This is a genomic window from Camelimonas lactis (assembly GCF_004342915.1).
Taxonomy (GTDB): Bacteria; Pseudomonadota; Alphaproteobacteria; order Rhizobiales; family Beijerinckiaceae; genus Camelimonas; species Camelimonas lactis.
The window spans coordinates 23,313-47,946 of sequence record NZ_SLWL01000018.1 but is presented as its reverse complement, the minus strand read 5'-3'; the positions used below and the strand labels follow the sequence as shown (position 1 = coordinate 47,946).

Annotated in this window: 21 protein-coding genes, 1 pseudogene and 1 riboswitch; of the genes and pseudogenes, 12 read left to right on the top strand and 10 right to left on the bottom strand. The window is 67.4% G+C overall.

What is annotated here, in order from left to right; genetic code table 11:
• Positions 1-14 precede the first annotated feature (14 nt).
• Positions 15-1,817 (top strand): acyl-CoA dehydrogenase, encoded by a 1,803-nt coding sequence (locus EV666_RS15860; RefSeq protein WP_132010322.1) that lies wholly within the window; start codon positions 15-17, stop codon positions 1,815-1,817.
• Between the two features lie 21 nt (positions 1,818-1,838).
• Here the strand turns inward: EV666_RS15860 and EV666_RS15855 are convergent, their stop codons facing one another.
• The 7 genes and pseudogenes from EV666_RS15855 to EV666_RS15825 all read right to left on the bottom strand — a co-directional run bounded on the left by EV666_RS15855 (position 1,839) and on the right by EV666_RS15825 (position 9,027).
• A complete protein-coding gene (locus EV666_RS15855; protein ID WP_132010320.1) occupies positions 1,839-2,393 on the bottom strand; it encodes a recombinase family protein in 555 nt (184 codons plus the stop codon).
• A 167-nt stretch (positions 2,394-2,560) separates the two neighbouring features.
• Positions 2,561-2,812 carry a helix-turn-helix transcriptional regulator gene (locus EV666_RS15850; RefSeq protein WP_207906438.1) on the bottom strand — a complete coding sequence of 84 codons (252 nt, stop codon included), beginning with the start codon at positions 2,810-2,812 and terminating at the stop codon, positions 2,561-2,563.
• 2 nt (positions 2,813-2,814) lie between these two features.
• Complete coding sequence (locus EV666_RS15845) at positions 2,815-3,870, bottom strand: FecCD family ABC transporter permease (RefSeq protein WP_132010318.1); 1,056 nt, start codon at positions 3,868-3,870, stop codon at positions 2,815-2,817.
• On the bottom strand, positions 3,857-4,855 hold the full coding sequence (locus EV666_RS15840) for an ABC transporter substrate-binding protein (protein ID WP_132010316.1): 999 nt from the start codon (positions 4,853-4,855) through the stop codon (positions 3,857-3,859). The genes EV666_RS15845 and EV666_RS15840 overlap by 14 nt, the downstream gene beginning before the upstream one ends.
• Positions 4,852-5,580, bottom strand: a pseudogene (locus EV666_RS15835) (ABC transporter ATP-binding protein); the annotation flags it as partial. The pseudogene EV666_RS15835 and the gene EV666_RS15840, both read right to left, overlap by 4 nt.
• 185 nt (positions 5,581-5,765) lie before the next feature.
• A complete protein-coding gene (locus EV666_RS15830) occupies positions 5,766-7,958 on the bottom strand; it encodes a TonB-dependent receptor (protein WP_132010312.1) in 2,193 nt (730 codons plus the stop codon).
• Positions 7,959-8,077: 119 nt separating this feature from the next.
• Positions 8,078-8,273: riboswitch (cobalamin riboswitch) on the bottom strand.
• A gap of 181 nt (positions 8,274-8,454) precedes the next feature.
• Complete coding sequence (locus tag EV666_RS15825) at positions 8,455-9,027, bottom strand: SOS response-associated peptidase family protein (RefSeq protein WP_165910047.1); 573 nt, start codon at positions 9,025-9,027, stop codon at positions 8,455-8,457.
• Between the two features lie 167 nt (positions 9,028-9,194).
• Here EV666_RS15825 and EV666_RS15820 point away from each other — a divergent pair, with 167 nt between their 5' ends.
• The gene (locus EV666_RS15820; protein ID WP_165910046.1) at positions 9,195-10,451 is read left to right on the top strand and encodes a L,D-transpeptidase family protein; all 1,257 of its coding nucleotides are present in this window, start codon (positions 9,195-9,197) and stop codon (positions 10,449-10,451) included.
• Positions 10,452-10,475: 24 nt separating this feature from the next.
• Here EV666_RS15820 and EV666_RS15815 read toward each other — a convergent pair whose 3' ends face one another.
• Positions 10,476-11,861: an ATP-binding protein gene (locus EV666_RS15815; RefSeq protein WP_132010306.1), complete on the bottom strand. Its 1,386-nt coding sequence runs from the start codon at positions 11,859-11,861 to the stop codon at positions 10,476-10,478.
• Complete coding sequence (locus EV666_RS15810) at positions 11,858-12,523, bottom strand: response regulator (protein WP_132010304.1); 666 nt, start codon at positions 12,521-12,523, stop codon at positions 11,858-11,860. The genes EV666_RS15815 and EV666_RS15810 overlap by 4 nt, the downstream gene beginning before the upstream one ends.
• A gap of 128 nt (positions 12,524-12,651) precedes the next feature.
• On the opposite strand from EV666_RS15810, the gene EV666_RS15805 reads away from it, so the two are divergent.
• From EV666_RS15805 to EV666_RS15790, 4 genes are all read left to right on the top strand, one after another.
• Positions 12,652-13,302 (top strand): DsbA family protein, encoded by a 651-nt coding sequence (locus tag EV666_RS15805; protein ID WP_132010302.1) that lies wholly within the window; start codon positions 12,652-12,654, stop codon positions 13,300-13,302.
• 101 nt (positions 13,303-13,403) lie between these two features.
• Complete coding sequence (dsbD, locus tag EV666_RS15800) at positions 13,404-15,248, top strand: protein-disulfide reductase DsbD (RefSeq protein ID WP_245514483.1); 1,845 nt, start codon at positions 13,404-13,406, stop codon at positions 15,246-15,248.
• Complete coding sequence (locus EV666_RS15795; protein ID WP_132010300.1) at positions 15,245-16,048, top strand: TlpA disulfide reductase family protein; 804 nt, start codon at positions 15,245-15,247, stop codon at positions 16,046-16,048. Before dsbD ends, EV666_RS15795 begins: the two co-directional genes overlap by 4 nt.
• Positions 16,049-16,091: 43 nt before the next feature.
• Positions 16,092-16,754, top strand: a complete 663-nt coding sequence (locus EV666_RS15790) for a L,D-transpeptidase (RefSeq protein WP_132010298.1) — start codon at positions 16,092-16,094, stop codon at positions 16,752-16,754.
• A 63-nt stretch (positions 16,755-16,817) separates the two neighbouring features.
• On the opposite strand, the gene EV666_RS15785 is transcribed toward EV666_RS15790, so the two are convergent.
• Positions 16,818-18,716: a heavy metal translocating P-type ATPase gene (locus EV666_RS15785; RefSeq protein WP_132010296.1), complete on the bottom strand. Its 1,899-nt coding sequence runs from the start codon at positions 18,714-18,716 to the stop codon at positions 16,818-16,820.
• Positions 18,717-19,197: 481 nt separating this feature from the next.
• On the opposite strand from EV666_RS15785, the gene EV666_RS15780 reads away from it, so the two are divergent.
• The 6 genes from EV666_RS15780 (at position 19,198) to EV666_RS15755 (ending at position 24,504) form a co-directional block, all read left to right on the top strand.
• A complete protein-coding gene (locus EV666_RS15780) occupies positions 19,198-20,070 on the top strand; it encodes a branched-chain amino acid ABC transporter permease (RefSeq protein ID WP_132010294.1) in 873 nt (290 codons plus the stop codon).
• Entirely contained in the window at positions 20,070-20,912 is an 843-nt protein-coding gene (locus tag EV666_RS15775) for a branched-chain amino acid ABC transporter permease (RefSeq protein WP_132010292.1), read from the top strand. Before EV666_RS15780 ends, EV666_RS15775 begins: the two co-directional genes overlap by 1 nt.
• The gene (locus EV666_RS15770) at positions 20,909-21,712 is read left to right on the top strand and encodes an ABC transporter ATP-binding protein (RefSeq protein ID WP_132010290.1); all 804 of its coding nucleotides are present in this window, start codon (positions 20,909-20,911) and stop codon (positions 21,710-21,712) included. Before EV666_RS15775 ends, EV666_RS15770 begins: the two co-directional genes overlap by 4 nt.
• Before the next feature lie 9 nt (positions 21,713-21,721).
• Positions 21,722-22,432, top strand: a complete 711-nt coding sequence (locus tag EV666_RS15765) for an ABC transporter ATP-binding protein (protein ID WP_207906439.1) — start codon at positions 21,722-21,724, stop codon at positions 22,430-22,432.
• A gap of 67 nt (positions 22,433-22,499) precedes the next feature.
• Positions 22,500-23,678: an ABC transporter substrate-binding protein gene (locus EV666_RS15760; protein WP_132010286.1), complete on the top strand. Its 1,179-nt coding sequence runs from the start codon at positions 22,500-22,502 to the stop codon at positions 23,676-23,678.
• 133 nt (positions 23,679-23,811) lie between these two features.
• The gene (locus EV666_RS15755; RefSeq protein ID WP_132010284.1) at positions 23,812-24,504 is read left to right on the top strand and encodes a DUF2848 domain-containing protein; all 693 of its coding nucleotides are present in this window, start codon (positions 23,812-23,814) and stop codon (positions 24,502-24,504) included.
• Positions 24,505-24,634: the final 130 nt, after the last annotated feature.

Sequence of the window (24,634 nt, the reverse complement as noted above, 5' to 3'; positions counted from 1 at the left end):
AACCGGAGCGCCCCATGTCCCTCATCGTTGACCGTCGTGATCTGGACTTCGTCCTGTTTGAAATGCTGGACGCCGGACGTCTGGCTGAACGGCCGCAGTTCGCCCAGTACGATCGCGCCGCCATGGACCAGATTCTCGACACGGCCCAGGCGCTGGCGGAGGAGGTTTTCCTGCCCATCGCGGCGGAGGTGGACGCCAACGAGCCGCGTTTCGTCAACGGCCAGGTGGAGCAGCCGGCCGCGACAGGGGCCGCCCTGCGGGCCTGGGCGGACGCGGGGTTTTTCGGGCTGGCGTTCGACGAAGCCGTCGGCGGCCTGCAGGCGCCCTGGACGCTGTACACGGCGGCGACCGGCATGGCGGTGGCCGCCAACACGCCGGTGACGAATTACGCCTTTTTGACTGTCGCCGCCGCGAACCTGCTGAACGCCTTCGGTTCTGAAACGCTGAAGCGCCTGTATCTGCCGGCAATGATCGAAGGGCGCTGGTTCGGCACCATGTGCCTGTCCGAGCCGCAGGCGGGCTCGTCGCTGGGCGATATCCGCACCATGGCCACGCCACGCGGCGACGGAACCTACGCGGTGCGCGGCAACAAGATGTGGATTTCGGGCGGCGAGCAGGCGATCACCGACAATATCGTCCACATGGTGCTGGCGAAGCTGCCGGACGCGCCTCCCGGATCCAGGGGCATTTCGCTGTTTCTCGTGCCGAAAATGCGCGTTGATGACGACGGGAACATCACCGGCCCCAACAACATCGCGCTGGCTGGCCTCAACCACAAGCTGGGGCAGCGCGCCACCACGAACTGCCTGCTGAACTTCGGCGAGGCGGGCGAAACCATCGGCTGGATGATCGGCGAGCCCAATCGCGGCCTCGAGCAGATGTTCCACATGATGAACGAGGCCCGCATTGGGGTTGGCCATGCCGCCACGATGGCTGGCCTCGCCGGCTACCTCCATTCGGCGGACTATGCCCGCACGCGCCTGCAGGGCCGGCCGGCCGACAGCCGCAACCCGGCCAGCCCTCAGGTTCCGATCATCCGCCACGCGGACGTGCGCCGCATGCTCCTGTCCCAGAAGGCCGCCGTCGAGGGCGCCCAGGCGCTCTGCCTGTTCTGTTCGAAGCTGGTGGATGACGCCGCCACGACCACCGACGCAGCCACGCGGGAGCGGGCTGGCAGACTGCTCGGCCTGCTGACGCCCGTGGTCAAGTCCTGGCCGTCCGAGCATTGTCTTGAGGCCAACAAATGGGCCATCCAGATTCTCGGCGGCTACGGCTATACGCGCGATTATCCGCTGGAGCGGCTCTACCGCGACAACCGGCTCAATCACATTCATGAAGGCACGTTTGCCATCCAGGGCATGGACCTGCTCGGACGCAAGATCGGCGCGGACGGGGGCGAAACCCTGCGCGAGATGATCGGCGTGATCCGCCAGACGCTTGACGGCGCGCGCGCCTTTGCACAACTCGGCCCGGATTGCGCGCGGATGGACAGCGCCCTGGCGGCGCTTGAAAGCGCGACCCGGGCCTTGCTCGCCTGTCAGGATCCCGAGCGGCGCACCGCCAACGCCACCATCTTCCTCGACGCGTTCGGTCATGTGACGCTTGGCTGGATCTGGCTGTGGCAGGCCAGCCTCGCCGAGGCCCGTCTGGCTGATCCGGCCTTGAGCGAGGCAGACAGGTTGTTCTATTTCGGCAAGCGCCAGGCGTGCCGTTACTTCAGCCTGCACGAATTGCCCCACGCCGTTGCCCGTTTCGCCCTGTGCGAGAGCCTGGAGTCGCCGGCGCTCGACTGCGCGCCGGAGATCTTTGGTGAATGACCCTGGCCTGACGGGTTGATTTCAGGGTCGCGACAGGACCCGGTAGATGGTCGCGGCTGATACGCCGAAGCGCCGCGCCACCTGGGAGACGGACTGGCCGTGCTCCCGGACAAGGCGGCGAACGCTGTCATGGTGCTCCACCGCGATGGCCACGGGTCTGCCGCGCTGGCCGGGACGCGCGGCCGGCTCCTCCGGTTCCGGGTCAACAGGCGCGGTGACCGGCGTTGAGGTTTCCAGCGCCCGGGAGAGACATCGGGCCACCGCGACCAGCACGTCGCCTGAAACGTTTCCCGGCGCTGGCGGCAGGTCCAGAATCTGGAGCTTTGCGCCCGCGTCGGCCAGCGCTTTCGCCACGTTCATCACGTCGCTCATGGAGGGGCCAAGCCGCTCGACCGATCGCACCAGGAAACTGTCGTGCGGGCGCAGGAAGCCCATGGCCTGCTCCAGGACGAGCGAGCGGTCGGACGGGTCGGAAACAACGAAACAGCGCTCCGCGCCCATGGCGTTCAGGGCGGCGAGGTCGCAGACCGGTTGCTGATCTCTGGTGTGGAAAGACCAACCATAGCCAATTTGCATGGCGTTTTCTCCCCTTGTGTCGGGAAGAACGGTATTCCTGCGGTTGTTTTGCTTGTGTGCGCTATCAAACCTCAGAAAAAGCTGGCGCCAACGACAATTCGCGCTGCGCGGCGGGCAGGGGCCCAGACCGGCCGCTGGTTGGCCGCGCCCCCCGGCGGCGGGGGCAATCAGGCAAGTCGTGGGCCGCCCGCCGCGTCGATCTCCACGCCAGCCTGCTCCAGCGCGATACGGATGGCATGCTGGTTCGACGCCGCCATTTTTCGCGCGCCCCTTTCGAAAAGCGAAATGGTGGCCTGGCTCATCGCCACGGCGTCAGCCAGCTGCGCCGGGGTCCAGCCCAGCAATTCCCGGGCGGCCCGGCATTGTTGCGGCGTAATGCCGGCGCGCTTGCCCTGGCGCTGTCCCTGCGGGCGGTCCAACGTCAGGCTCCCGTCCGTTTGCGCAGGACGAGGACGAAGAACAGCCCGCCGATGACGCCGGTAACGACGCCGACAGGCAAATCATCCGGCGCGATAATGGTGCGCGAGGCAATGTCCGCCAGCACGAGGAACAGGGCGCCGACCAGCGCGCTCGCCGGCAAAACCACGCGGTTGTCGCCGCCCACCGCCATCCGCACCAGGTGCGGCGTCATCAGGCCGACAAAGCCGATCATGCCGGACACCGAAACCATCACGCCGGTGATGAAAGCGCCCGCCGTCATGTGCAGCAGGCGCGCCCGGTTAACGGCAATGCCCAGGGTGGTGGCGGTTTCATCGCCCATGGCCAGCGCGTTCAGATCGCGCCGTTTCAGCAGGAACCAGCCGCCGCCAACCGCCAGGGCGATGGCGGGGGCCGGCAACACGCCCCAGTCCGCCGCGCCGAAGCCGCCCAGCGTCCAGAACATCACATTGGCGGCGGAGCGCTGGTCCGCGAACAGGATCAGCAGATTGGCGCAGGCGGTGACGACGAAGGAGACGGCGACGCCGGACAGGATCAGCCGGTCGGCGGTGGTTGAGCCGGTGAGCCGCGCGATCGACAGGACGATGAGCGTTGCCCCGAGCGCGCCGGCGAAGGCGAAGAGCGGCGTCGTCGCCGGGCCCAGAATATCGCCCACATGCAGGATCGCCAGGTTCGCGCCGAACACGGCGCCCGCCGCCACCCCGAGCAGATAGGGGTCCGCCAGCGGGTTGCGCGTGGCGGACTGCATGGCTGCGCCGACCATGCCGAGCCCGGCCCCGACCAGCGCCGCGAGCAGGATGCGCGGCAGACGCAGGTCCCAGACGATGGCCTCCAGCCCCGGTTTCCAGTAGGGCGCGGCGCCCGTGGGCAGGATGCGGCTGAGGATGATGTCCCGGACCTCGGCGAACGGGATGCGGGCGGAGCCGACCGCCAGCGAGCCAGCCATGGCCCCAAGCAGCAACGCCACGACAAGAAGGCCAGGCGCCAGGGCGCGATGACGGCGGGCGCGCGCTGTCGCCGGCGGCTCAATGGTCGCCATGGAGAAACTCCGCGATTTTTTCGACCGCTGTCACATTGCGGGGCCCGGGGGTCAGTTCATTGTAGCCGAGGGTCAGGATGCGCCCCTGGCGAAATGCGCGCAGGTCGCTGAGGCCGGGCCGCGAAGCAAGGAAATCCAGCTTGCGCCGGGCGTCGCCCTGGCCGAAATCCATCATGATGATGGCGTCGGGGTCGCGTTCAATGACGCGCTCCCAGCTGATCCGGGTCCAGTTGCCGGGCGTATCGTCGGCCATGTTGCGCCCGCCCGCCGCCTCGATCAGCGCCGTCGGCATCGAATGGGCTCCCGCCGTGCCGGCCGCCCGTCCGATGCTGTCGAACAGGAACACCACCGGGCGGGGTTTTCCGGTGATTTTCCGGGTAACGGCGTCGATGCGCCGCCGGTAACCGGCGACAAGCGCCTCTGCCCGCGCCTCGACGCCGAAAATCCGGCCAAGGTTGAGCAGATCCCGGTAGAGAAAATCCAGCGTCGGCTTCTCGCGCCGGCCAATGCGCACGCAACTCTCGGTCAGTTCATAGACGGGGATGCCGAGACGGGCGAGTTTCTCCGGCGTCACCTCACCGCCGACGCGCATGCCATAGCTCCAGCCGGCGAAGTAGAAATCAACGCCCTCGGCCAGCAGGGTTTCGCGATTGGGGTAGCCGCGCTGGATCTGGCGCAATTGCGCCGCTTTCGGAAACAGGTCCTGCGCCGAGGCGCGCATACGGTCCCTGTGACCGATGTAGCCGACCATCTGGCCGGTCAGATCCAGCGCCAGCATCATTTCGGTGAGGTTGGAATCATACGACACGGCCCGTTGCGGGGGCCGCGCCACGGTGACCGTCCGGTCGCAGCTGCGCACGGTGACCGGCGCGCCCAGCCCGGCCGAGGTCGCGCACAACGCGAAGCCCGCGCCGGCAAGACCGGCAAGACCGGCCAGGCCAGCGCGGCGGCGACGCGAGGAGCAACTTTTGCGTGGTCTGGTCATTCGCCGCTTTCCATCTTGCCGTCAGCGCGCCTTTCCGGCAGCCGGTAGTCGAAACGCAGCGACAGGCCGCGCGGCGCGATCTCTGCCTCCACGTCGAAGCTGCTGCGAATGAGCGCCGGCCGCAACGTCTCGGACACGGGGCCGAAGGCCATTTGCCGGCCGGCGCGCAACACCAGCACCTTGCCGGCGACATCGGCCGCCATGTCGAGGTCGTGCAGGGTGGTGACAATGGTCATCCTGAGGCCCCGCAACAGCTCCACCGCTTCCAGCCGGTGGCGGATGTCCAGATGGTTGGTGGGCTCGTCGAGCACCAGCACGCCAGGCTGCTGGGCCAGCGCCCGGGCGATCAACACCCGCTGTTTCTCGCCGCCGGAAAGGGTGGCGAAGGCGCGTCCGGCCAGATGGCTGACCTCCATCCGCCGCATCGCCGCCTCAACGGCGCGGGCGCTGGCGGCGCGGCCGGAAAACCCGGCCGCATGCGGCGTGCGGCCGGCGTCGACCATCTCCTGGACGGTGAAGGCGAAATCACCCGGCGCCTCCTGCAGCACGGCGGCGACCCTTCGCGCGGCCAGGCGCGGCGATAGCGACCACACGTCAGCCCCATCAACGCGCACCACGCCGGCGACCGGCCGGTGCAGGCGATACAGGCAGCGCAGCAGCGTCGACTTGCCCGCCCCGTTGGGGCCGACAATGGCGAGCCGCTCGCCCGGCGCCAGCGAAAAGCTGACGCCGGAAATGAGGTGGGGCCGACCCGGCGGCCCCCATGCCAGATCGCTCGCCTCCAGGCCAAGAGCGCCGCCGGGGTCATCCGGCCCGACGCCTGACCCGGTTTGCGTGACCGGACGCCGGGTCCAGCCAGGCAACGACCACCGCCTGGCCGCTGATGGTTCTGACGCCTGCGCCATCGCCGTCAGAACCTGACGTGCAACGACAGCTCCGCGGTGCGCGGCGCGCCGTAGTACCATTGCAGATCGCCGCCCGCGTAGGCGTAGGTCCGGTCGAACAGGTTCTTCACCCGGAAGTCGAGGGTGGCGTAATCCGTGGGCTTCCACTGCAGGCTGGCGTTGACCAGCGCGTATTCGGGCCTGGAATAGTCGTTGCTGGCCGAGGTGTAGGTTTTGCCGACGTATTGCAGGCCGACCATGGCCTTCCACTGGTCGGCGAAGCCCCAGGTCACCCAGAGATTGGCCACGGTTTCCGGCACGCCGGCGGGCGTCTTGCCCTTGCGGCTGACGCTGACGCCGCCAACGGATTCGTTGAAATCGTCATAGCGCGCGTCCAGAAGCGTTCCATTGGCGTCAATCCGCCAGCCCTGACCCAGCTCAAGCCCCACCGACGCCTCGACGCCGCGGGAGGACTGCTGGCCCACCTGCTGGGTGATGGCGGGATTGTTCGGGTCGCGCGACAGCAGGTCCTTCTTGACGATGTAATAGCCGGCGAGCGTCCACTCCAGGCGGCCATCCCACAGGCTCTGCTTCACGCCCACTTCAACCTGCCTGCCGGAAGAAAGCTTGTATCCGGCGGATGCAGGCGGCAACGACAGGATCGACGTCACCGGGTCTGAGGCTTCGGAGTACTGGGCGTAAAACGCCAGATTCCTGATGGGCTCGTAGATCGCTCCCACGCGCCAGCCAATGGAGTCCAGCGTGGCGTTGGCCTGCGAACCATTGCGCAGGTTACGGTAGTCAACTTCCGGGTTGTCGTAGCGCAGTCCGGCGACCACCGAGAATGTGTCGGTAACTTTCAGGCGGTTGTCGAGAAACAGTGAATATTGCTGCGTCGTGCTTCGGTATTCGCGGTTGTAAACACCCGTCGTGCCCCAGAACCCTGGGTCGAAACCAAACGGCGTCAGCGAGGGGTTGAGCTTCGGCGCCGCGTAGCCTGTGTTGTTCAGGCGGCTGAAGCGGAAATTGTTGGCGTCAAAGCCGACGACGGTTTCATTGGCCATGCCGAATGGAGTCGTGCGGAACGTGGCGTCGACGCGGCCGCCCACCTGCTCCTGCTCCTGCTTGATGGCGATCCAGTTGCCGGTTGGCCGGTCGATGAGGCCGGTCGTGGCGTTCCAGCGATAGCTCTCGGCGTTCTGCCAGTAGCGGTTGCTGGTCACGTAATAGCCCACGGCGCGGAGCGAGAACGCCTCATTTGGCGTCCACTCCGCCCGTAGCTGGGTGATGTTGTCGTTGAACCAGATGTCGCTGTCGCGGACATTGTAGTTCTGCCGGATCCAGGATTTCTCCATGACGCCCGCCGTGCGCAGCGGCGCGCCGAAGTAGCGGCTGGGTTCGTTGTAGCCGCCATCATGGGAGAGGGTGAAGGTGAGGGCGTCGGTGGGCCGCCAGGCCAGCGCGCCCGAGAAAGCCAGGCTTTTGTATTCCCCGCGATCCATCCAGCCATCGCCGCGCACGCCCGAGACGTCGAGACTGTAGGCGAGATTCTCGTTGATGGGGCCTGCCGATCCGGCGGCAAGGCCGGCTTGCCCGTTGCTGCCAATGAAGACCCGGGCCTCATTGCGCCGTCTGTCGAACAGCGGCTTTTTGGGAATGACGTTGATGGCGCCGCCAATGGCGCCTTCGCCATACAGCACCGACGCCGGCCCGCGCAGCACGTCGATCTGCGCGACGGTCCAGGTATCGAAGGGGAAGGTGACCGTGCCCTGACCCGGATAGAGCCTGACGCCGTCATAGAGCGTGGTCACCGAGGTGACGCCGGTGAAGCCGCGCGACGAGAACGACACGAAGCCGTTGCCCGGCGTGCCCATGTAGCTGAAGCCGGTGGCGTTCTGGGTGACGGCTTCCGCGAGGGTATTCTGGCCGCGCTCGCGGATCACCTTGCCGGAAATGATGTCGACGCTGGCCGGCGTTTCCAGCGGCGTCAGTCCGAGGCGGCTGCCGGCGTTGCTGCGCACATTGAGATTGGGCCCGGCGCCTGGCCCCTGGTCGCCAACCACCGAGATGGGGTCAAGCTCGACGGTGGTTGTTGAGCCGTCCTGCGCGGCGGCGGCGCTGGCGCTGAGAACGGCCGCCATGGCGGCGAGGCTGGCGGTTACCCGTCGCAAACGGGCGGTGTCCGCGAAGCGCGGAGGATGGGGAAAAGCGGAAGACATGAGACGCGGCTCCGGCGACAATATTGACGCGTCACCGCGAACTTGCAGTCTCATCGCCCAGCCGTCATGGCAGGGGCAATCCGCCTACCACCGGTGCACCCCGCCCGATGCGTTCGCGTGCGACAACACGTGCGACGGCAGGTCTCCTGGCTCGCGGGTCGTTGCTTCTCACCGCCTTCCCGGAGCCGCTAGGCCAGTGGCGTACAGGTGAGAAACTCGCCGCTTACAGTTGCGGGGGCAGCTGCAGCTTGAGGCCGTGAGGCCGACTGCATTCCCTTTTCATCCCCAAGGGGAACCATCAGGGTGATGGCAATATGGCCGGATGGAAGCAAAGACAAGCTGATTTTTCAGATGCGCGCCGGAATGGCGGAGCGGCGTTGGCCGAACGCCGGTTGGCCGGCGTCGGGAAGCCATGTCGTCTCAAACAGATAGGGTGATACTTCACCGGCGCCTGAAAATGGGCCGGGACTGGCGCCGGATGCGTTCGCCTGAAGCGTCAGCGCGGGCCGTCGGGGCGGTCGGCGCCAGCAGCGACGAGCTCCCCGGGGGGTGGCGGGCGCTGCATGCGGACAGCGACGTCGGCCGGCGCCTCCAGCCAGTCGATGAACGCCTTCTCCGTCGTCAGCACAACCGGCATGGTCGCCGCCCATCCGGCCCCATCGCCTGGCGACGTCAGCCTCGCGAAAAACGGCGTCTCCTCGAATGACCGCCACAGCCCCGCGAAAGCAGCCACGCCCGCGTTCGCCGGCCGCAGGGCGGCGGATGCGCCGGCGGGGGCGCTGAAGCTGGTGAAGGGGATCAGGCAGCGGTTGGGGCGCTTCAGCCAGGGCCGCCAGAATGTGGAATCGAGGTTTCGCGCGCTGGCGACCAGCTGCTCCCGCCCCGGCGGCGGCGGAAAGCCCCAGACCATGGGGGTAATGACCCGGCGCCCGCCGCGCAGCCGGATGACCCATGCCGGCCGCCCCGGCGCGACGCCGCCATGCAGATCGAGCGCCGGATGCTCGGGCGTCGCCTGGAAGGCGCGCGCCAGCGCCTCCAGGGAAAGGTCAATGCGATAGGGAGCGGACATGGGGCTGGCGGATATTCCATGCGCCATGGTCAGGCGCGAGCATGTGGGGGAGCGGGAATGGTTGGGCAAGGCGCCCGGGGGGATCGCCAGCATGCCGCATTAAACCTTCCTTGACCATGCCGGGCGATATTTGCCGCATCCGCACTCTGCCGTTCCGGGGATGCTTCATGTTCGCGCGCCTTTGCATTCTCGCCACGGTCGCCGCCGCATTGGCCACGGTTGCAATGCCGCGGGCGCGGGCTGATGAGCCGGCCTATGGCCCCAACACCCATGAGCGCACGCTCCAGGCGCTGGCGGCCTACCAAAAGATCGCCAGCCAGGGCGGCTGGCCGAGGGCGCCCGCCAGCGTCATGGCGCTGAAGCCGCAGTCGCAGGGGCCGGACGTGACGGCGCTGAAGCAGCGTCTCGTCGCCAGCGGCGATCTGCCCGCCGCCGCGCTGCCGGGGGATGTCTATGACGCGGCGGTGGTCGAAGCGGTGAAGCGCTTCCAGCGCCGGCATGGTTTGTCGACCCTCGGCACGGTTGGGCGCCTGACGCTGAAGGCCATGAATACCCCGGTTGAGACGCGCATCAGCCAGCTCACCGCCACGCTGGAGCGCCTGAAGGGCAATGGCTTCGATTTCGCCCGGCGCTATGTGGTGGTGAACATTCCTGGCGCCAGTGTTGAAGCGGTCGAGGATGGTCAGGTGCGCCAGCGCCATCTCGCCATTGTCGGGCGGCCAGACCGGCCCTCGCCAGTGCTCCAGACCCATATCACCTCGGTGAACCTGAACCCGTACTGGACGGCGCCCATGTCGATCGTGAAGGCCGACATCATTCCGCGCATGCGCAAGGAGCCCGACTTTCTCGCCAAAGCGAACATGAAGCTGATCGGGGCCGGGAACCGGGAGATCGACCCGGCGAGCGTCGACTGGGCGACCCTGGTCAACCCCAATTTTTACGTGCGGCAGGAGCCTGGGCCCGCCAATTCGCTGGGCCAGCTCAAGATCGACATGCCCAACGGCGATGCGGTCTACATGCACGATACGCCAAAGAAGCTGCTGTTTCGCAGCGACGTGCGCTTCAACTCTTCGGGCTGCGCCCGCATCGAGGGCGTGCGCGATCTCGCCGCCTGGCTGCTGGAAGGAACGGAATGGAGCCGGCAGGCCATCGAGGACGGGATCACCCGGGGAGAGCGCAAGAACATCCTGCTGCGAAAGCCCGTGCCGGTGGCGTGGGTTTACCTGACCGGCTGGCAGGGCGCTGATGGCCAGACCCAGTTCCGCGACGATATTTATGGGCTCGACACCCCCATGGGCGTGGTGCTCTCCACCATCCAGCCGCGCACGCCAAGGCCCAGGGGGATCAGCGCCCCGCAGCCCGCCGTCACGCCGGTGACCGCGATCGGCGCCCCGGCTTTCCCGGCGAAAACCGCCAGTAACTGACCCTGGCGTTGCCGGGCTGGAACGTCAGGGGGCGTCGCGCTGGCGCGGCTGCGGCTCCGCCGGAAACCGCAGTTCCGCCCGCAGGCCGCCGCCGGCGCGGTTTTCCAGATGCAGCCCGCCCTTCATGCGCCGCAGGGCGAGATCGGCGATGGCGAGGCCAAGGCCACTGCCGGTGATCGTGCGGTTGCGACCGCGGAAAAAGCGATCGCGCGCCTTCGGCAATTCGTCCTCCGGGATGCCCGGGCCGTCGTCGTCGATGACGAGGCTGGCTCCATGCGGATCGCGGCGCAGCCAGCAGACGACGGGGCGTTCCGGCGGCGCATGCAACACGGCGTTTTCCAGCAGGTTTCGCGCCGCCAGCATGAACAGCGTCGCATTCACCGGCAGGGTCAGACCGGACAGTCCCGGGTCCAGGGTGATGGCGGCCGCTTTGGGGTGATGCTGACGGATATCGTCGGCCAGCGCCTGCAATGTCCTGCCGGCGTCGAGTTCGCCGCCGTCGCGGCCAAAGGCGCCGCTTTCGGTATTGGTCAGATCGGTCAGCTGCCGCACCAGCCGTGAGGTCCGGTCGACGCCGGTGATGATCTGGCGCAACGCATTGTCGCGCACGGTTGCGTCCCCGTGCCCCAGGACGATCTGCGCCTGGGTTTTCAGACCGGCGATCGGCGTGCGCAGTTCGTGGGCGGCGAAGGCGGTGAAGTCGCGTTCGTGCGCCCGGGCCGCCGCCACACGCGCGAACAGCCCGTTAAGGGCGCGGATCATCGGCCGTATCTCGGATGGGCTGTCATTGTCGGGCAGGGGGCTGAGATCGGAGGCGGGCCGCGCCGCCAGCGACCGCGCCATGGCGCTGAGCGGCGCCAGCCCCCGTTTGAGGCTGAGCCAGATCAGCCCCGCAAGAACCGGCAGAATGAGTAAAGCCGGGAGTGCGAGACCCCGGATCACATCGGCGATCAGCCGGTCGCGCACGCGCATGTTGTCGCCGACCAGCACGCGCATGCCGAGCGCCCTGTTCTCCACCGCATAGACCCGCCAGGTTTCGCCGTTCACCTGGGTGACGGAAAAGCCGGCGCCGCGATCGGTCAACGGTTGCGCCGGCGCGCCCTCCGAGCGACCAACAAGCCCCCCGTCCATGGCCCATATCTGGCAGGAGAGCTGGCGCTCATAGGGCGCGTGCATGGCGGCGATTTCGGCGATGCGGGCGGCCTTGCCGGCGTCCAGACCCTTTCTGCCATCGGCATCCTGGCGGGTGAGCAGCGAGCTGACCATGCGCGCCGCCTCGCTCAGGCGGGCGTCGAGCACCCGCTCCACCTGGGCGCGCGTGTCAAGGTAGATCCAGGCGATCGCCGACAGCCAGACGACGCCGGTAGTGAGCAGCAGGATCAGGAACAGCCGCGCGCGGATCGACGTCATGGCGCGGCCTCCATCAGCCGGTAGCCAACGCCACGCACGGTTTCGATCACGCCGGTCCCCAGCTTTGCGCGCAGGTTATGAATGTGCACTTCGATGGCGTTGCTGCCAATTTCCTCCTGCCAGCCATACAGCCGCTCCTCCAGCTGCGATTTTGACAGAACCTGTCCCGGCCGGTCGATCAGGGCGTGCAGAATGGCGAATTCCCGGCGGGACAGGCGCACCGCTTCCCCCGCCCGGCTGACGGTCATCGCCGCGGGATCAAGCATGACGTCGCGCCATTGCACGCTTGCGGTCGCCCGGCCAGCGGCCCGGCGGATCAGGGCGCGCAGGCGCGCGGCCACCTCATCCAGATCGAACGGCTTGCCCAGATAGTCATCGGCGCCGGCGTCGAGCCCGGCGATGCGGTCCGGCACGCTGTCACGGGCTGTCAGCAGCAGCACCGGCGTCGGCAGCTGGCGGGCCCGCGCCTCGGCGAGCACGTCGAGGCCCGAACCATCGGGCAGCATCAGGTCCAGCACCACGGCGTCGAAGGGGGCGGCGCGCAGGGCGGCCGAGGCGTCGGCGCAGGTGGCGACGGTTTCCACGGTGAAGCCGGCCAGCCCAAGGCCGACCTGCAGACCATCCATCAAAACCTCGTCGTCCTCGACAACCAGCACGCGCATGGCGCCTCCCATCGTTCCAGCCCGCCGGCAATCACCGCAGCCACCTTAAGCCAGCCTTAAGCTGCAAGGTCCGCAAAGCGGCAGGGCGGTCCCGGGTTCGTCATCCGCCAGACAGAAGGAGCATGAGAATGACTGTTACGCGACGCGGCGCAATCCTGGGCAGCGCGTCCCTGGCGGTGGGCGGTGTTTTCGCCGTGCTACCGGCGGCAGGTCCGTCCGTTCTCGCCAGCGAGATCGAGGTCACCAAAGAGATGATCCTCAACGATCCGGCGGCGCCGGTCGGCGGCAATCCCCGGGGCGACGTCACCATCGTCAACTTCACCGATTATAACTGCCCCTATTGCAAGAAGGTTGCGCCGGTGCTGGCGCGCGTCATTCGCGAGGATGGCAAGATCCGCCATGTCTACAAGGACTGGCCGGTGATCCGCCCCACCTCCATCGACGGCGCGCAACTCGCCATCGCCGCCAGATATCAGGGCCGCTATGAGATGGCCCACGCGGCCCTGATGAAGATCCCCGGCAGCGGCGTCACGCGGGAACAGATGCGCGCCGCCCTCGCGGCGGCGGGGATCGACATGAAGCAGCTGGACGTCGACCTCGCCGGCCGCCGCGCCGATATCGACGCGCTCATCAAGCGCAACATGGCGCAGGCAGACGCCCTCGGGCTGACCGGCACGCCGAGCTTCCTTATCGGCCCGTTCCGCGCCTCCGCGCTCGACTACCAGAGCTTTCGCCAGGCTATCGCCGATGCGCGCGCCAGACAGGCGGAAGCGAAATAAAGCCGCGGCGCCGCGCATCGCGGCAGGGCGGGCCCTTAAGCCGGCCTTAAGTCGCGGCGTCGAGGTCTTGGCCCATGTTGGACCTGCGTCGGGAGTTCACCTTGTCTCAAACCTTGTCCTGGCGGCGCCTCGCCGGCGCGCTGCTGGTCATGCTGGGCTGGCTGTCCGTCGCGCCCGCCACCGCCCAAGGCCTTGGCGCCGGAACGCGGCCCCTGCCGGCCGATCAGGCATTCCAGCTGTCGGCGGAGCGGCGCCATGACGGCGGCGTCCGCTTCGTATGGACGATCGCGCCCGGTTATTACCTGTACAAGGACAAGTTCGCCTTCCAGCGCGGCGGCGTCGATCTGCCCACGCCCGGGCTGCGGGGCGAGGCCAGCACGCTGGACGATCCGACGTTTGGCGTGACGACGGTGTTTCGCAACCGTGTCGAAGCCGAGGTTTCCTTGCCTGATGGAGGCGCCGGGGCCGTGGAGGTCGGGCATCAGGGATGCCAGGAGAACGGGATTTGCTATCCGCCAGCGGTCCGGCAGGTCGACCTCGCGACGCTCGCGGTTTCCGCGGCTCCCCGGCCAGCGGCCTCCATGGCGGACGCCTGGTTCGCGCCTGCGGCGAAAGCCCCGCCTGCCGCCGTCATCGCCGTGGACGATGACGGCGGCATGGTCAACGGGCTGCTGAAGCAGGGCGGCGCGCTGGTCGTGCTGGGCAGCTTCATGCTGTTCGGCGTGCTGCTGGCGTTTACCCCTTGCGTGTTTCCCATGTATCCGATCCTGGCCGGCGCCATCGCGCGCCAGGGCGAAGCGGTCACCGCTTGGCGCGGGTTTTCGCTGTCGCTTGCCTATGTGATCGCCATGGCGGCGGCTTTCGGCCTGCTTGGCGTGGCCGCCGCGTGGTCCGGCCAGAACCTGCAGATGGCGTTGCAGTCGCCGCCGGCCATCGTCGCAGTCTCGGCCCTGTTTGTGGCGCTTGCCCTGTCGATGTTCGGCCTGTTCGAGATGCAATTGCCGGCCGCATGGGTCAATGCGCTGGGCGGCCTGGGCCACGGGCGGCGCGGCTCGCTGGCCTCCGCCGGGCTGCTGGGCTTCACCTCGGCGCTGATCGTTGGCCCGTGCGTGACCGCGCCGCTGGCCGGCGCCCTGATCTACATCGCGCAAACAGGCGACGTTGTCCTTGGCGCGGCGGCGCTTTTCGCCCTGGGTCTTGGCAAGGGCGTTCCGCTCGTGGTTTTCGGTGCGCTTGGTCCCAGGGCGCTGCCCAGGCCCGGCCCCTGGATGGCGCGGGCGCGCCAGGGCTTTGGCTTTATCTTTATCGCCACCGCCATCTGGATGCTGTCGCGGATTATCCCGGCCGAAGCGGGGCTGGCGCTGTGGTCCGCCCTGGCGATCGGTCTGGCGGTCTGGCTTGGCGCATTTGAGGCGAGCCGGCCTGACGCGGGGCCATATGCCCGCGTCGCCAGGGCCGCCGGGCTCGTCGCGGCGCTTTATGGCGTCATTCTCGGCGTCGGCGCGGCGACGGGCGCCGGCGATCCGCTGCGCCCGCTTGCGCGTCTCGCACAGCGCGGCGGCGAATCTGTTCAGGCCGGAGAGCGCGCCTTCCATACGGTCGACAGCGAAACGGCCCTGCGGGCGCGCATGGCGGCGGCCAAAGACCGGCCGAGCCTGCTTTACGTTACCGCCGACTGGTGCGTCGCCTGCTCGGTCATCGAACGCGCCGTGCTGCCGGACGCCGCCGTCCAGTCCGCGCTGGGCCCATTCAATCTGATCCGGCTCGACGTCAGCGACAACGCGCCGGAGCAGCAGGAACTGATGCGAAGCCTGCAGGTGGCGGGGCCCCCGACCATGATTTTCGTCTCTCCTGAGGGTCGGGAGGCGTCCGGGACCCGGCTGGTGGGGGATGTGACGCGCGCGACGCTGCTGGCCTCGGCTGGCAAGGTGGAGGCAGCCCGGTGAACGCTGTCAGCATTGGTCCGCTGGTGTTCGCGTCCGATCGGCTGGCGGCGATCCTCGGCATATTCGCCTTCATGATCGCGGCGGCGATCCTCGCCGGGCGGATGGACCGCGCCATCAGCGCCTTTGCCAGCTGGGCGCTGGTCGCCGGGCTCGTCGCGGCCCGGCTGGGCCACGTGGCCTTGCACTGGCGCAGCTTCGCGGAGGAACCCTGGCGTGTGTTCGCCATCTGGCAGGGCGGCTTTGAGCCGCTCGCTGGCCTTGCCGGCGTGCTGCTGGCCGGCGCCTTGACAATCCGCTCATCCCTTGCAGGCATTGGCGCGGCGGCGGCCCTCGGCCTCGGGCTGTTTGTCTGGGCCGGCGCCGGCGCGCTGACGCAAGCGACGCTCGGCCAGCCAGCGCCGGCGGTGGCGCTCGAGCAACTCGATGGTCCGCCCATGGCGATCAGCGATGCGGCGGGAAAACCGGCCGTCGTCAATCTCTGGGCCAGCTGGTGTCCGCCCTGCCGCAGGGAAATGCCCTTGCTGGCGGAGACGGCGGCGCGCCGCGCGGACGTCACCTTCCTTTTCGTCAACCAGGGGGAGGAAGCGGCGACGATCCGCCGCTATCTGGCGCGCGACAGGCTTTCCCTCGGCAAAATCCTGCGCGACCGGTCGATGCAGACCGCGCGCCACTATGGCGTCCCTGGTCTTCCGGTCACGCTGTTCCTGCGGCCAGACGGGACGCTCGCCTCGCTGCACGTGGGCGAGATCTCCCGCGAAGCGCTCGAGGCGGGCATCGACCGGATCGCCGGCGCCCGCTGAGCGCCGCTCCCCAGTTCTTCAAACGCCATTGCGAAGGCATTTCATGACCATTTCCATCAGGGGCGGCGCGCTCCACGCCGCGATCATCAGCCTGGCGCTGGCCGGCTGCACGACCACATCCAATACCGCTTCCCGGGGGCAGCCGCAGCTGGACCCGCAGCGCGCCCTGGCGGTTGCAACCTACGCTGAACAGACGGATGGAAAATTCCCCATCCCGGCGGTGGACGTGACGCAGATGGAGACGCGCAATATCCGGCGTCAGGTCGATTATCCGACGCAACATCCACCGGGGACTGTCATCGTCGACACGAAAAACCGCTTTATCTACCTGGTCCAGGAGAACGGCAGGGCCATGCGTTACGGCGTCGGCGTTGGTCAGGAGGGGCTCGCGTTCAAGGGCAACGCCGAAATTGGCCTCAAGCGCGAGTGGCCGAACTGGGCGCCCACCTCCAATATGATCGCCCGCCAGCCAAAACGTTATGGGCCCGTGGCGGGCGGCGTGAAGGGCGGGCCGGAGAACCCGTTGGGCGCCCGCGCGCTTTATCTTTACCGGAATGGCAAGGACACCCTGTTCCGCATTCACGGCACCAATGAACCTGAAACCATCGGCCAGGCCATGTCCTCCGGGTGCATCCGCATGATGAACCAGGACGTCATAGATCTCTACAGCCGTGTCCCGGCCGGATCGAAGGTCGTGGTGTTGTAACGCCCCGCAAGCACGCCAACATATCCTGTGGCGCGCTGGCTTCCGGCGCCCAGCCTTGTCGTTTCAGCGCGGATCTGGCGTTCTGATCCTGTCCGACAGCAGGCGCAGGCCATTCAGGACCACGAGAACCGTGCCGCCTTCATGGCCTATGACCGCCAGGGGGAGCGGCAGATTGAAGAACAGACTGCCGGTGACCAGCACGAGCATGGCGCCGATGGCGAAAATGAAGTTTTGCCGGATGATCGCCACCGTGCGCCGCGCCAGGCGGTGCGCCTCGGCCAGTTTTTGCATGTTTTCCGACAGAAGGGCGACGTCGGCGGCCTGAAGCGCCACATCCGATCCGGCCGCGCCCATCGCGACGCCCACGTCGGCGCGGGCGAGGGCCGCGGCGTCATTCACCCCGTCGCCGACGAAGGCGACGGCGCCGTCGCGCGTAAGTTGGGCGATTGTTTCCACCTTGTCCTGCGGCAGCATGCCGGCGTGGATATCCTCTGGCGCGACGCCAAGCCCGGCGCCGATGCGTAACGCGACGGGCCTGCGGTCGCCGGTGAGCATGACGATCCTGCGGACGCCGCTATCACGCAATGCGCGCAGGGCCGGGGCGGAGGTGCCGCGCGCCTCATCCGCGACGGTCACCGCGCCAAGCACCGTCGGGCCGCGCCCGAGGTAGACGACCGTCTGTGCGCCTTCCGCCAGTTGCGTCAGGGCCGGATCGTCAATGGCGGCGCCCATGGCGGAAGCCATGCGCGTATTGCCGGCCCACAGCTGGCCGATGCTGTCGCGGCCGGTGATGCCGGCGCTTGGATGGGCGTTGACATCCATGACCGCGACATTCTTCAGCCCGCGCGCCTTTGTCTCGCGGAGGATGGCCGCGGCGATATGATGTTCCGAGTGGGCTTCAAGGCCGGCGAGCAGGGACAGGAAACCATCTTCATCGCCATCGCGCGCGACGACCTGGTTTACGGCGGCGCGTCCGGTGGTCAGGGTGCCGGTCTTGTCGAAGGCGAAGATCCTGACCGCCGCCAGGGTCTCGATGGCGCCGCCGCCCTTGAACAGCACGCCGCCGCGCGCCGCCGCGGACAGGGCCGACAATATGGCGGCGGGCGCCGAGATGACGATCGCGCACGGGCTGGCCGCGACAAGCAGCGTCGCCGCCCGGTACAGCGCCTGCTCCCAGTCCCTCCCCAGCAGGTAGAACGCCAGGAAAGCCAACGCCGCGCCGATGATGACCGCAACCGTATAACGTTGTCCAAACCACGCGCTGAAGCGCTCGGACGGCGCCCGGGCCTCCTGCGCCTCGGTCACCAGCCTGATCATCCGGGCGATGGTGCTGTCGGCGACGGTGTGGGAGACAACAACCTCCAGCACGCCGTCCAGATTGATGGTGGCCTCGAAAACCTGCTCGCCCGGCTCCTTGGAGACAGGCATGGACTCGCCGGTGATATTGGCCTCATCGACGCCGCCGCGACCATGGGCGATCACCCCGTCCGCCGGGACGCGCGCGCCAGGACGCAGGATCACCACATCGCCGACCGCGAGCTCCGGGGCGGGGATGTCAACGACAGAGCCGTCCGGCGCCTTGCGTAGCGCGGTCTCCGGCCGCAGCGCCATCAGCGCCTCGATGGCGCGCCGCGCCCGGCCCAGCGCCCGATGTTCAAGCGTCGTGGAGATGCTGAACAGGGTCAGCAGGACGGCCCCTTCCAGCGCTGCGCCAACAGCCGCCGCCGCGACAGCCGCGGTCACCATCAGCAGATCGATGTCCAGAACCCGTTGCCTGTACAGCGACGACAGGGCGCTCCATGCGGTTGGAACGCCTCCGGCAAGAAAGACGAGCGCGATGCCGGCACACTTCAACGACGGGTGGCCGGCCGGCGGCCACCAGGTTCCGGCCGCGGCCAGCAACAGACCCAGCACGGTCGCGAGCGACAGGCATGTGGGGAGATCGAACGAGATACGCTTCATGCACGGATGGTCCAGGTCAAGGTCGGGGCCATGCAAAACACTACGGCCTGAACGCCTGCTGACAATCCCTCCCGGCCGTCCTGGCGGATGCACGCGAATTCCTGTCCTGGGATCACCGCCGGCGCAGCGCCCGGGTATCAGCGCGGGCGCGCCGTTTGGACATCATCCTGAAAGGCTGCCGCGGGGCTGTTTCCTGATCAGGCGTGTCCGGGCGTGTTCACGGATGCTTCGCCCAGCGATCGTTCGCCGCTTTTTTCGGCAGGGTGCTTCGCAATTGGGGCCGACGTGCGATCGGGCGTAATTGACAAAAATCTTTTATTTCCAAATGGATAAATGAGATTTCCACGGCAAGACCCAAAGGGTGGGCGTGAATTTTCAGCTTGTGCTTCCACTGAAAATTATCTTTGTATAATGGCTAAGTTACAAATCTATTTGGAGCCGCTACGCTCCCGCGACAGAATCTCGAACTGATTGGTTGGCCATGCTGACGCAGCAGATCATCAACGGACTCATGCTGGGCGCCATCTACATGCTGGTGGCGGTCGCCTTTACCCTGGCGATCGGCGTCCTCAACTTCCTCAATTTCTCCCTTCCCGGCCTGTTCATGGTCGGCGGCATGGCGACGTATGGCTTCATCAGGATTGGCTGGCCATGGTTCTTCGCCATCGGCGGCGCGCTGTTCCTCGCAGCGCTGGTCTCCCTGCTCGTCGAACGGCTGGCCTACCGGCGCGGCGAAGGGGCGGAAGCCGACGTGCCCCTTGTGTCGTCCCTTGGCTTCCTGGTGCTGCTCGAGAACCTCATGCTGGTGCAGTACGGCTCTGACCAGCAGGCGTTTCCCGCGCTACTGCCCGACATGAACCTGCGCGTCGGCGGGCTGGTCATCGGCATCGCCCAGATCATTTCCCTGGCGATCTCCGTCATTCTCGTCGCCTGGCTGTCCTGGTTCCTCAAGCGCACCAACGCCGGGCGGCGCATCCGCACCGTGGCCGAGAACCGCGAAACCGCCCAGCTCCTCGGCGTCAACATCCGTCGCCTCGTGCCGCAACTGTTCGTGGCCAGCGCGCTGCTGGCGGCGGTGGGCGGCGTGCTGTTCGCCGTCAACTACCAGCAGGTTTCGCCCTGGATGGGCGAGGGGCCGGGCTTCAAGGGCGTGGCCGCCATGATCATCGGCGGTATGGGCTCCATCTGGGGCAGCGTGATCGGCGGTCTGCTGATCGGCTTCGCGGAAGTGCTGTCCATCACCTTTATCGGCGCGGACGTTGTCAACATCACGGTTTACGGCCTGCTGCTCCTGATCCTCATCGTCCGTCCGCAGGGCCTGCTCGGCAAGCCTCCGGCAAGGGAGAAGCTGTGATGAGCGGGTATCTCACCGGCGTCCTCGTCGTTCTCGCCTTCAATGTCATCGCCGCCTACGCCGTCTATCTGCCGATGGCCGCGGGGCAGCTCAACCTCGGCATCGCCGGCTTCATGGCGATCGGCGCCTATGGCGCGGCGTTCCTGACCAACGAATATGGCTGGTCAATGCTGGCGGCCGTGCCGGTCGCCAGCGCCGCCGCCGGCCTTGTCGGTCTGGTGATCGGCTTCCCGGTGCTGCGCACGCACGGCATCTATCTGGCGCTGGCGACGTTTGCCCTCGGCCAGGTCATCGCCGCCGTCTTCCTGAACCTGGAGGTTGTCGGCGGCGCGGCGGGCTACACCCTCAGCGCCTATGCGGGGCCATACGTGGTGTTCGCCGCCGCCATCGGCGTGGTGCTGGTCATGCTCTACCTGTCGCGGACGCGCTTTGCCCTTTACCTCACCGCGGTGAAGAGCGACCCCACCGTGGCCGACCTCATGGGCATCTCGGTGCGCGGCGTTCAGGTGGCGGCTTTCGCGCTTGGCGCCATGGTCGCCGGCTTTGGCGGCGCTTTCTACGCCCTGCACTACAACTTCGTCGAGGCGCAGCACTTCAACGTCCTGCTCAGCGTGTTCACCGTGCTCTACGTGCTGTTTGGCGGCGCCCAGACGGTGTGGGGCCCGCTGGCCGGCGCCATGTTCTTCACGCTCGCGCCGGAGGCGCTGCGGTTCGGCGAGCAGTGGCGCTACGCCATCTTCGCCCTGTTCATCATCCTGTTCATGGCCATCCGCCCGCAGGGACTGATCACAACTTCCCTGTTCCAGGGCTTCCGCCGCCGTTCGAATGAGGCTTCCCCATGAGCAGCCAGGCGACAAGCACCGGCGGCGCGGCGCCGGAAGCCGCGCCTGTGGCCCTGGCGGTCACGGGAATCAGCAAGTCCTTCGCTGGCGTCCATGCGATCCGCAACCTCAGCTTCGTTGCCCGCAAGGGCGAGGCGACGGCGCTGATCGGCCCCAATGGCGCCGGCAAGACCACCGTGTTCAACCTGGTGAGCGGCGTCTATGGCGTTGACGCGGGCGCGGTCACCGTCAACGGCGTCGACGTCACCCACATGCCGTCGCGCCGGCGGATCGGCTGCGGCATCGCCCGCAGCTTCCAGAACGTGCGCCTGATGGACCATCTGTCGGTGCTGGAAAACCTGCTGGTCGGCCAGCACATCCGCGCCGCGTCGCTGACGGATCTGCTGACGCCCTACCGTCTGTTTCCCAATCATCGCTGGAGGCAGGAGGCCCGTCAGGCCCTGGCTGACAATGGCCTGGAGCGCTACGCCAACGAGACGGTGAGTGGCCTGCCCTATGGCGTGCGCAAGCGCGTCGACCTGGTGCGGGCGACCCTCGCCGGGGCCTCGATCCTGCTGCTGGACGAACCGGCCGCCGGCCTGAACCCCAGCGAAACCAACGATCTGCGCGACCATCTCAACCTGCTTGTCGCCCAGGGGCTGACCCTGGTCATCGTCGAGCATGACATGCACTTCATCGACAGCATCTGCAGCAATGTCGTGGTGCTGAACTTCGGCGAGAAGATCGCCGAAGGCCCGCTGTCCGTCGTCCGTCAGGACCCGGAGGTGCGGCGCGCCTACATCGGCGATGGGGAGAACTGAGCCATGGCCCTGCTCGAAGTCTCGGATCTCTCGGTCCAGTATGGCCGGGTCACGGCGTTGGAAAAGGTGAGCCTTACGGTGCGTGACGGCGAGATCGTCACGGTGCTTGGCGCCAATGGCGCCGGCAAGAGCACCTTGCTCAAGGCCATCCTCGGCGCTGTGCCGGCGCGCGGCGGCGGCGTGACCTTTGATGGCGCCGACATCACCGCCAGGCCCACCCATGAGCGCATCGCCCGAGGCCTGTCGCTGGCGCCGGAGGGGCGACGGATTCTCATCTCCCTGTCCATCGAGGAGAACCTGTTGCTCGGCGCCCACATGCGTCGCGACGCCGCCGCGGTGCACCGGGAAATGGACGCCATTTACGCGCGTTTCCCCAACCTCGCCGAACGGCGCCACATGCTCGCCTCGTGCCTGTCGGGCGGCGAGCAGCAGATGCTGGCGATCGGCCGGGCCATGATGGCCAAACCGCGCCTGCTGCTGCTGGACGAACCCTCGTTGGGGCTGTCGCCGCTGTTTGTGCAGAAGCTGTTCGAACTCATCCGCGAGCTGAACGCCGGCGGCCTCGCCATCCTGCTGGTTGAACAGAACACCGGCAAGGCGCTCGGCGTCGCCCATCACGCCACGGTGCTCGAACTTGGTCGCGTCGTCATGGCGGGCGAGCCGGCGGCGCTCGCCGCCGATCCCCGCCTGCGCGAGGCCTATCTGGGAGACGGCGGCTGAGGCCAGCTTTCTTCCCAATTTTCCCAGAAACGCCCGGGCGCGACCCCGCCCAGACGAGGAGACGATCATGAAGTTTGTTCTTCCCGGCGCCGCAACTGCGACCGCCCTCGCGCTTGTGCTTGGCTGCAACGGCGCCCAGGCGGCCGACGATCTGGTGCTCGGCTTTCTGACAGCCAGGAGCGGACCTTACGTCAGCCTGTCGAATACCAATGAAGCAGCGGTCCGGATGGCCGTTGACGAGGTCAACAAGGCCGGGGGCGTCAACGGCAAACAGATCAGGATCGTCACGTTCGACACGGCCGGCGACCCGAAGCAGGCGGCGACCGGCGTGCGCCAGTTCGCCAATGACAACGGCGCCCTCGCCGTTATCGGGCCGTTCTCATCCTCGGAAGTGCGCACGGCTTTCCCGGTCGGCGAGCGGTCGGGCATCGCCGTGATGTCGAACTCGTCCTCGGCGCCGGGCCTGACGAAGGGCTTCTCCTACGCCTTCCGCAACACGGTTGACGAGGGCAAGGCGATCGACGCCGTCATGGCGTCGCTCAGGGACAAGAAGCTCCCCATGGCCACTGGCGCCGTCGCCTACGCCACGGACGACACCGTCTCCAAATCCGTCGGCGCGAAAGTGGCGCCGGAACTGTTCAAGACCTATGGCGTGGAGCTGAAGGGTTCGGTCGATTTCCAGTTCGCGGCTTTTGACCTGTCGCCCCAGGTGTCGCGGCTGAAGGGGATGGCTCCGGACGTCATCGGCATTGGCGCGCCGCCCGAAGGCGCCATCAACCTCTCGCGCGAGATGAAGCGTCAGGGACTGAAGGCGCGGGTGATCGGCGGCACCACCATCGCCGATCCCGAGCTGCCAAAGCGCATGGAGGGCGCGGGCGAGGGGCTGACCATCGGCACCACCTTTTTCCATGACGTCAATGACAGGACCCGCGCCTTCACCAAGGAATTCGGCGAGCGCACCAGGGCGGCGGGCCTCAATCGCCACGAACCCAACCAGATGGACGCCTCGGCCTATGACATCGTGCTGATCTACGCCGAAGCCATGAAACGGGCCAACGTCTCTGGCGACAAGGCCGGGCTGGAGAAGGAGCGCACCGCGATCCGTGATCAGGTCACGGCGCTGAAGAAGTTCCCGGCCCTTGAAGGCGAAATTTCGTTCGTCAACGGCGACTCGGTGAAGCCGATCTATGTGCTGGAAGTGAAGGGCGACGCGTGGAGCCTGTTTGACACCCGCAAGCCCGAATAAGCGGCGCACACGCCCGCCGCTTCCGCCGGCTCCGGCCGGCGTGGGGCGGCGGGGCCCTTCATCGCAGTTTCCGACCCAGCGCGTTCGCGCCCCTGCGCCAGGGATGGCGCAGGCCCACAACCAGGATATGCACATGTCTGGCCAGAGCCTCAATTTTTCGGTGCACCGGCGCGATGGCGTCGACGCCGTGACGCTCACGATCAATCACTTCGTCATCGCCGGCTGGACTGGCCGCGACAAGGCCGCCGTGGAGAAGCACATTGCCGAACTGGAAGAGCTGGGCGTGAAGCGGCCAGCGTCGATGCCGGTCTACTATCGGGCGTCATGCGCCCGTCTCACCCAGGCGCCGGCCATCGAATGCACCGGCCCCGACTCCAGCGGCGAAGTTGAGTTCATGCTCGTCGAAGCCGGCGGCGAGCGCTATCTTGGCATTGGCTCGGACCATACGGACCGCACCGTGGAGGCTTATGGCATCACCGTTTCCAAGCAGGTGTGCGACAAGCCGGTTGGCCGCGACCTGTGGTTGCTGGCGGACGTGACGCCGCATTGGGACCAGCTGATGTTGCGCTCATGGGCCGTCATCAACGGCGAGCGCGTGCTTTACCAGCAGGGGTCCGTCGCCACGATGCTGCCGCCCGGGGAGGTTCGGGCCGGATATAATGACGACGCCAGCCTGGCGGCGGGCTCGGCCATGCTGTGCGGCACGCTGGCTGCGATCGGCGGCATCCGCTCCGCGTCGCGCTTTGAGTTCGAGATCGAGGATCCGGTGCTGGGCCGGAAAATCCAGCACGCCTATGACGTGGTGGAGTTGCCAGTCGTGGGTTGAGCCAGGGCAGGGCGGCGAACGTTCGCCGGCCAGGAGATGCGTACAAGGCGGCCCGGCGGGCCGCCTTTTTTGTCCCGCGTCGATGGCCTGGCGACGCCCCGGCTAGATGTGGGGCGGTGGCAAGACGTCG

Bases quoted from the DNA above. Each gene is read 5' to 3' on its own strand.
- EV666_RS15860 (WP_132010322.1), top strand. From the start codon at position 15: ATGTCCCTCATCGTTGACCGTCGTGATCTGGACTTCGTCCTGTTTGAA.
- EV666_RS15855 (WP_132010320.1), bottom strand. From the start codon at position 2,393: ATGCAAATTGGCTATGGTTGGTCTTTCCACACCAGAGATCAGCAACCG.
- EV666_RS15845 (WP_132010318.1), bottom strand. From the start codon at position 3,870: ATGGCGACCATTGAGCCGCCGGCGACAGCGCGCGCCCGCCGTCATCGC.
- EV666_RS15840 (WP_132010316.1), bottom strand. From the start codon at position 4,855: ATGACCAGACCACGCAAAAGTTGCTCCTCGCGTCGCCGCCGCGCTGGC.
- EV666_RS15830 (WP_132010312.1), bottom strand. From the start codon at position 7,958: ATGTCTTCCGCTTTTCCCCATCCTCCGCGCTTCGCGGACACCGCCCGT.
- EV666_RS15825 (WP_165910047.1), bottom strand. From the start codon at position 9,027: ATGTCCGCTCCCTATCGCATTGACCTTTCCCTGGAGGCGCTGGCGCGC.
- EV666_RS15820 (WP_165910046.1), top strand. From the start codon at position 9,195: ATGTTCGCGCGCCTTTGCATTCTCGCCACGGTCGCCGCCGCATTGGCC.
- EV666_RS15815 (WP_132010306.1), bottom strand. From the start codon at position 11,861: ATGACGTCGATCCGCGCGCGGCTGTTCCTGATCCTGCTGCTCACTACC.
- EV666_RS15810 (WP_132010304.1), bottom strand. From the start codon at position 12,523: ATGCGCGTGCTGGTTGTCGAGGACGACGAGGTTTTGATGGATGGTCTG.
- EV666_RS15805 (WP_132010302.1), top strand. From the start codon at position 12,652: ATGACTGTTACGCGACGCGGCGCAATCCTGGGCAGCGCGTCCCTGGCG.
- EV666_RS15790 (WP_132010298.1), top strand. From the start codon at position 16,092: ATGACCATTTCCATCAGGGGCGGCGCGCTCCACGCCGCGATCATCAGC.
- EV666_RS15785 (WP_132010296.1), bottom strand. From the start codon at position 18,716: ATGAAGCGTATCTCGTTCGATCTCCCCACATGCCTGTCGCTCGCGACC.
- EV666_RS15780 (WP_132010294.1), top strand. From the start codon at position 19,198: ATGCTGACGCAGCAGATCATCAACGGACTCATGCTGGGCGCCATCTAC.
- EV666_RS15775 (WP_132010292.1), top strand. From the start codon at position 20,070: ATGAGCGGGTATCTCACCGGCGTCCTCGTCGTTCTCGCCTTCAATGTC.
- EV666_RS15770 (WP_132010290.1), top strand. From the start codon at position 20,909: ATGAGCAGCCAGGCGACAAGCACCGGCGGCGCGGCGCCGGAAGCCGCG.
- EV666_RS15760 (WP_132010286.1), top strand. From the start codon at position 22,500: ATGAAGTTTGTTCTTCCCGGCGCCGCAACTGCGACCGCCCTCGCGCTT.
- EV666_RS15755 (WP_132010284.1), top strand. From the start codon at position 23,812: ATGTCTGGCCAGAGCCTCAATTTTTCGGTGCACCGGCGCGATGGCGTC.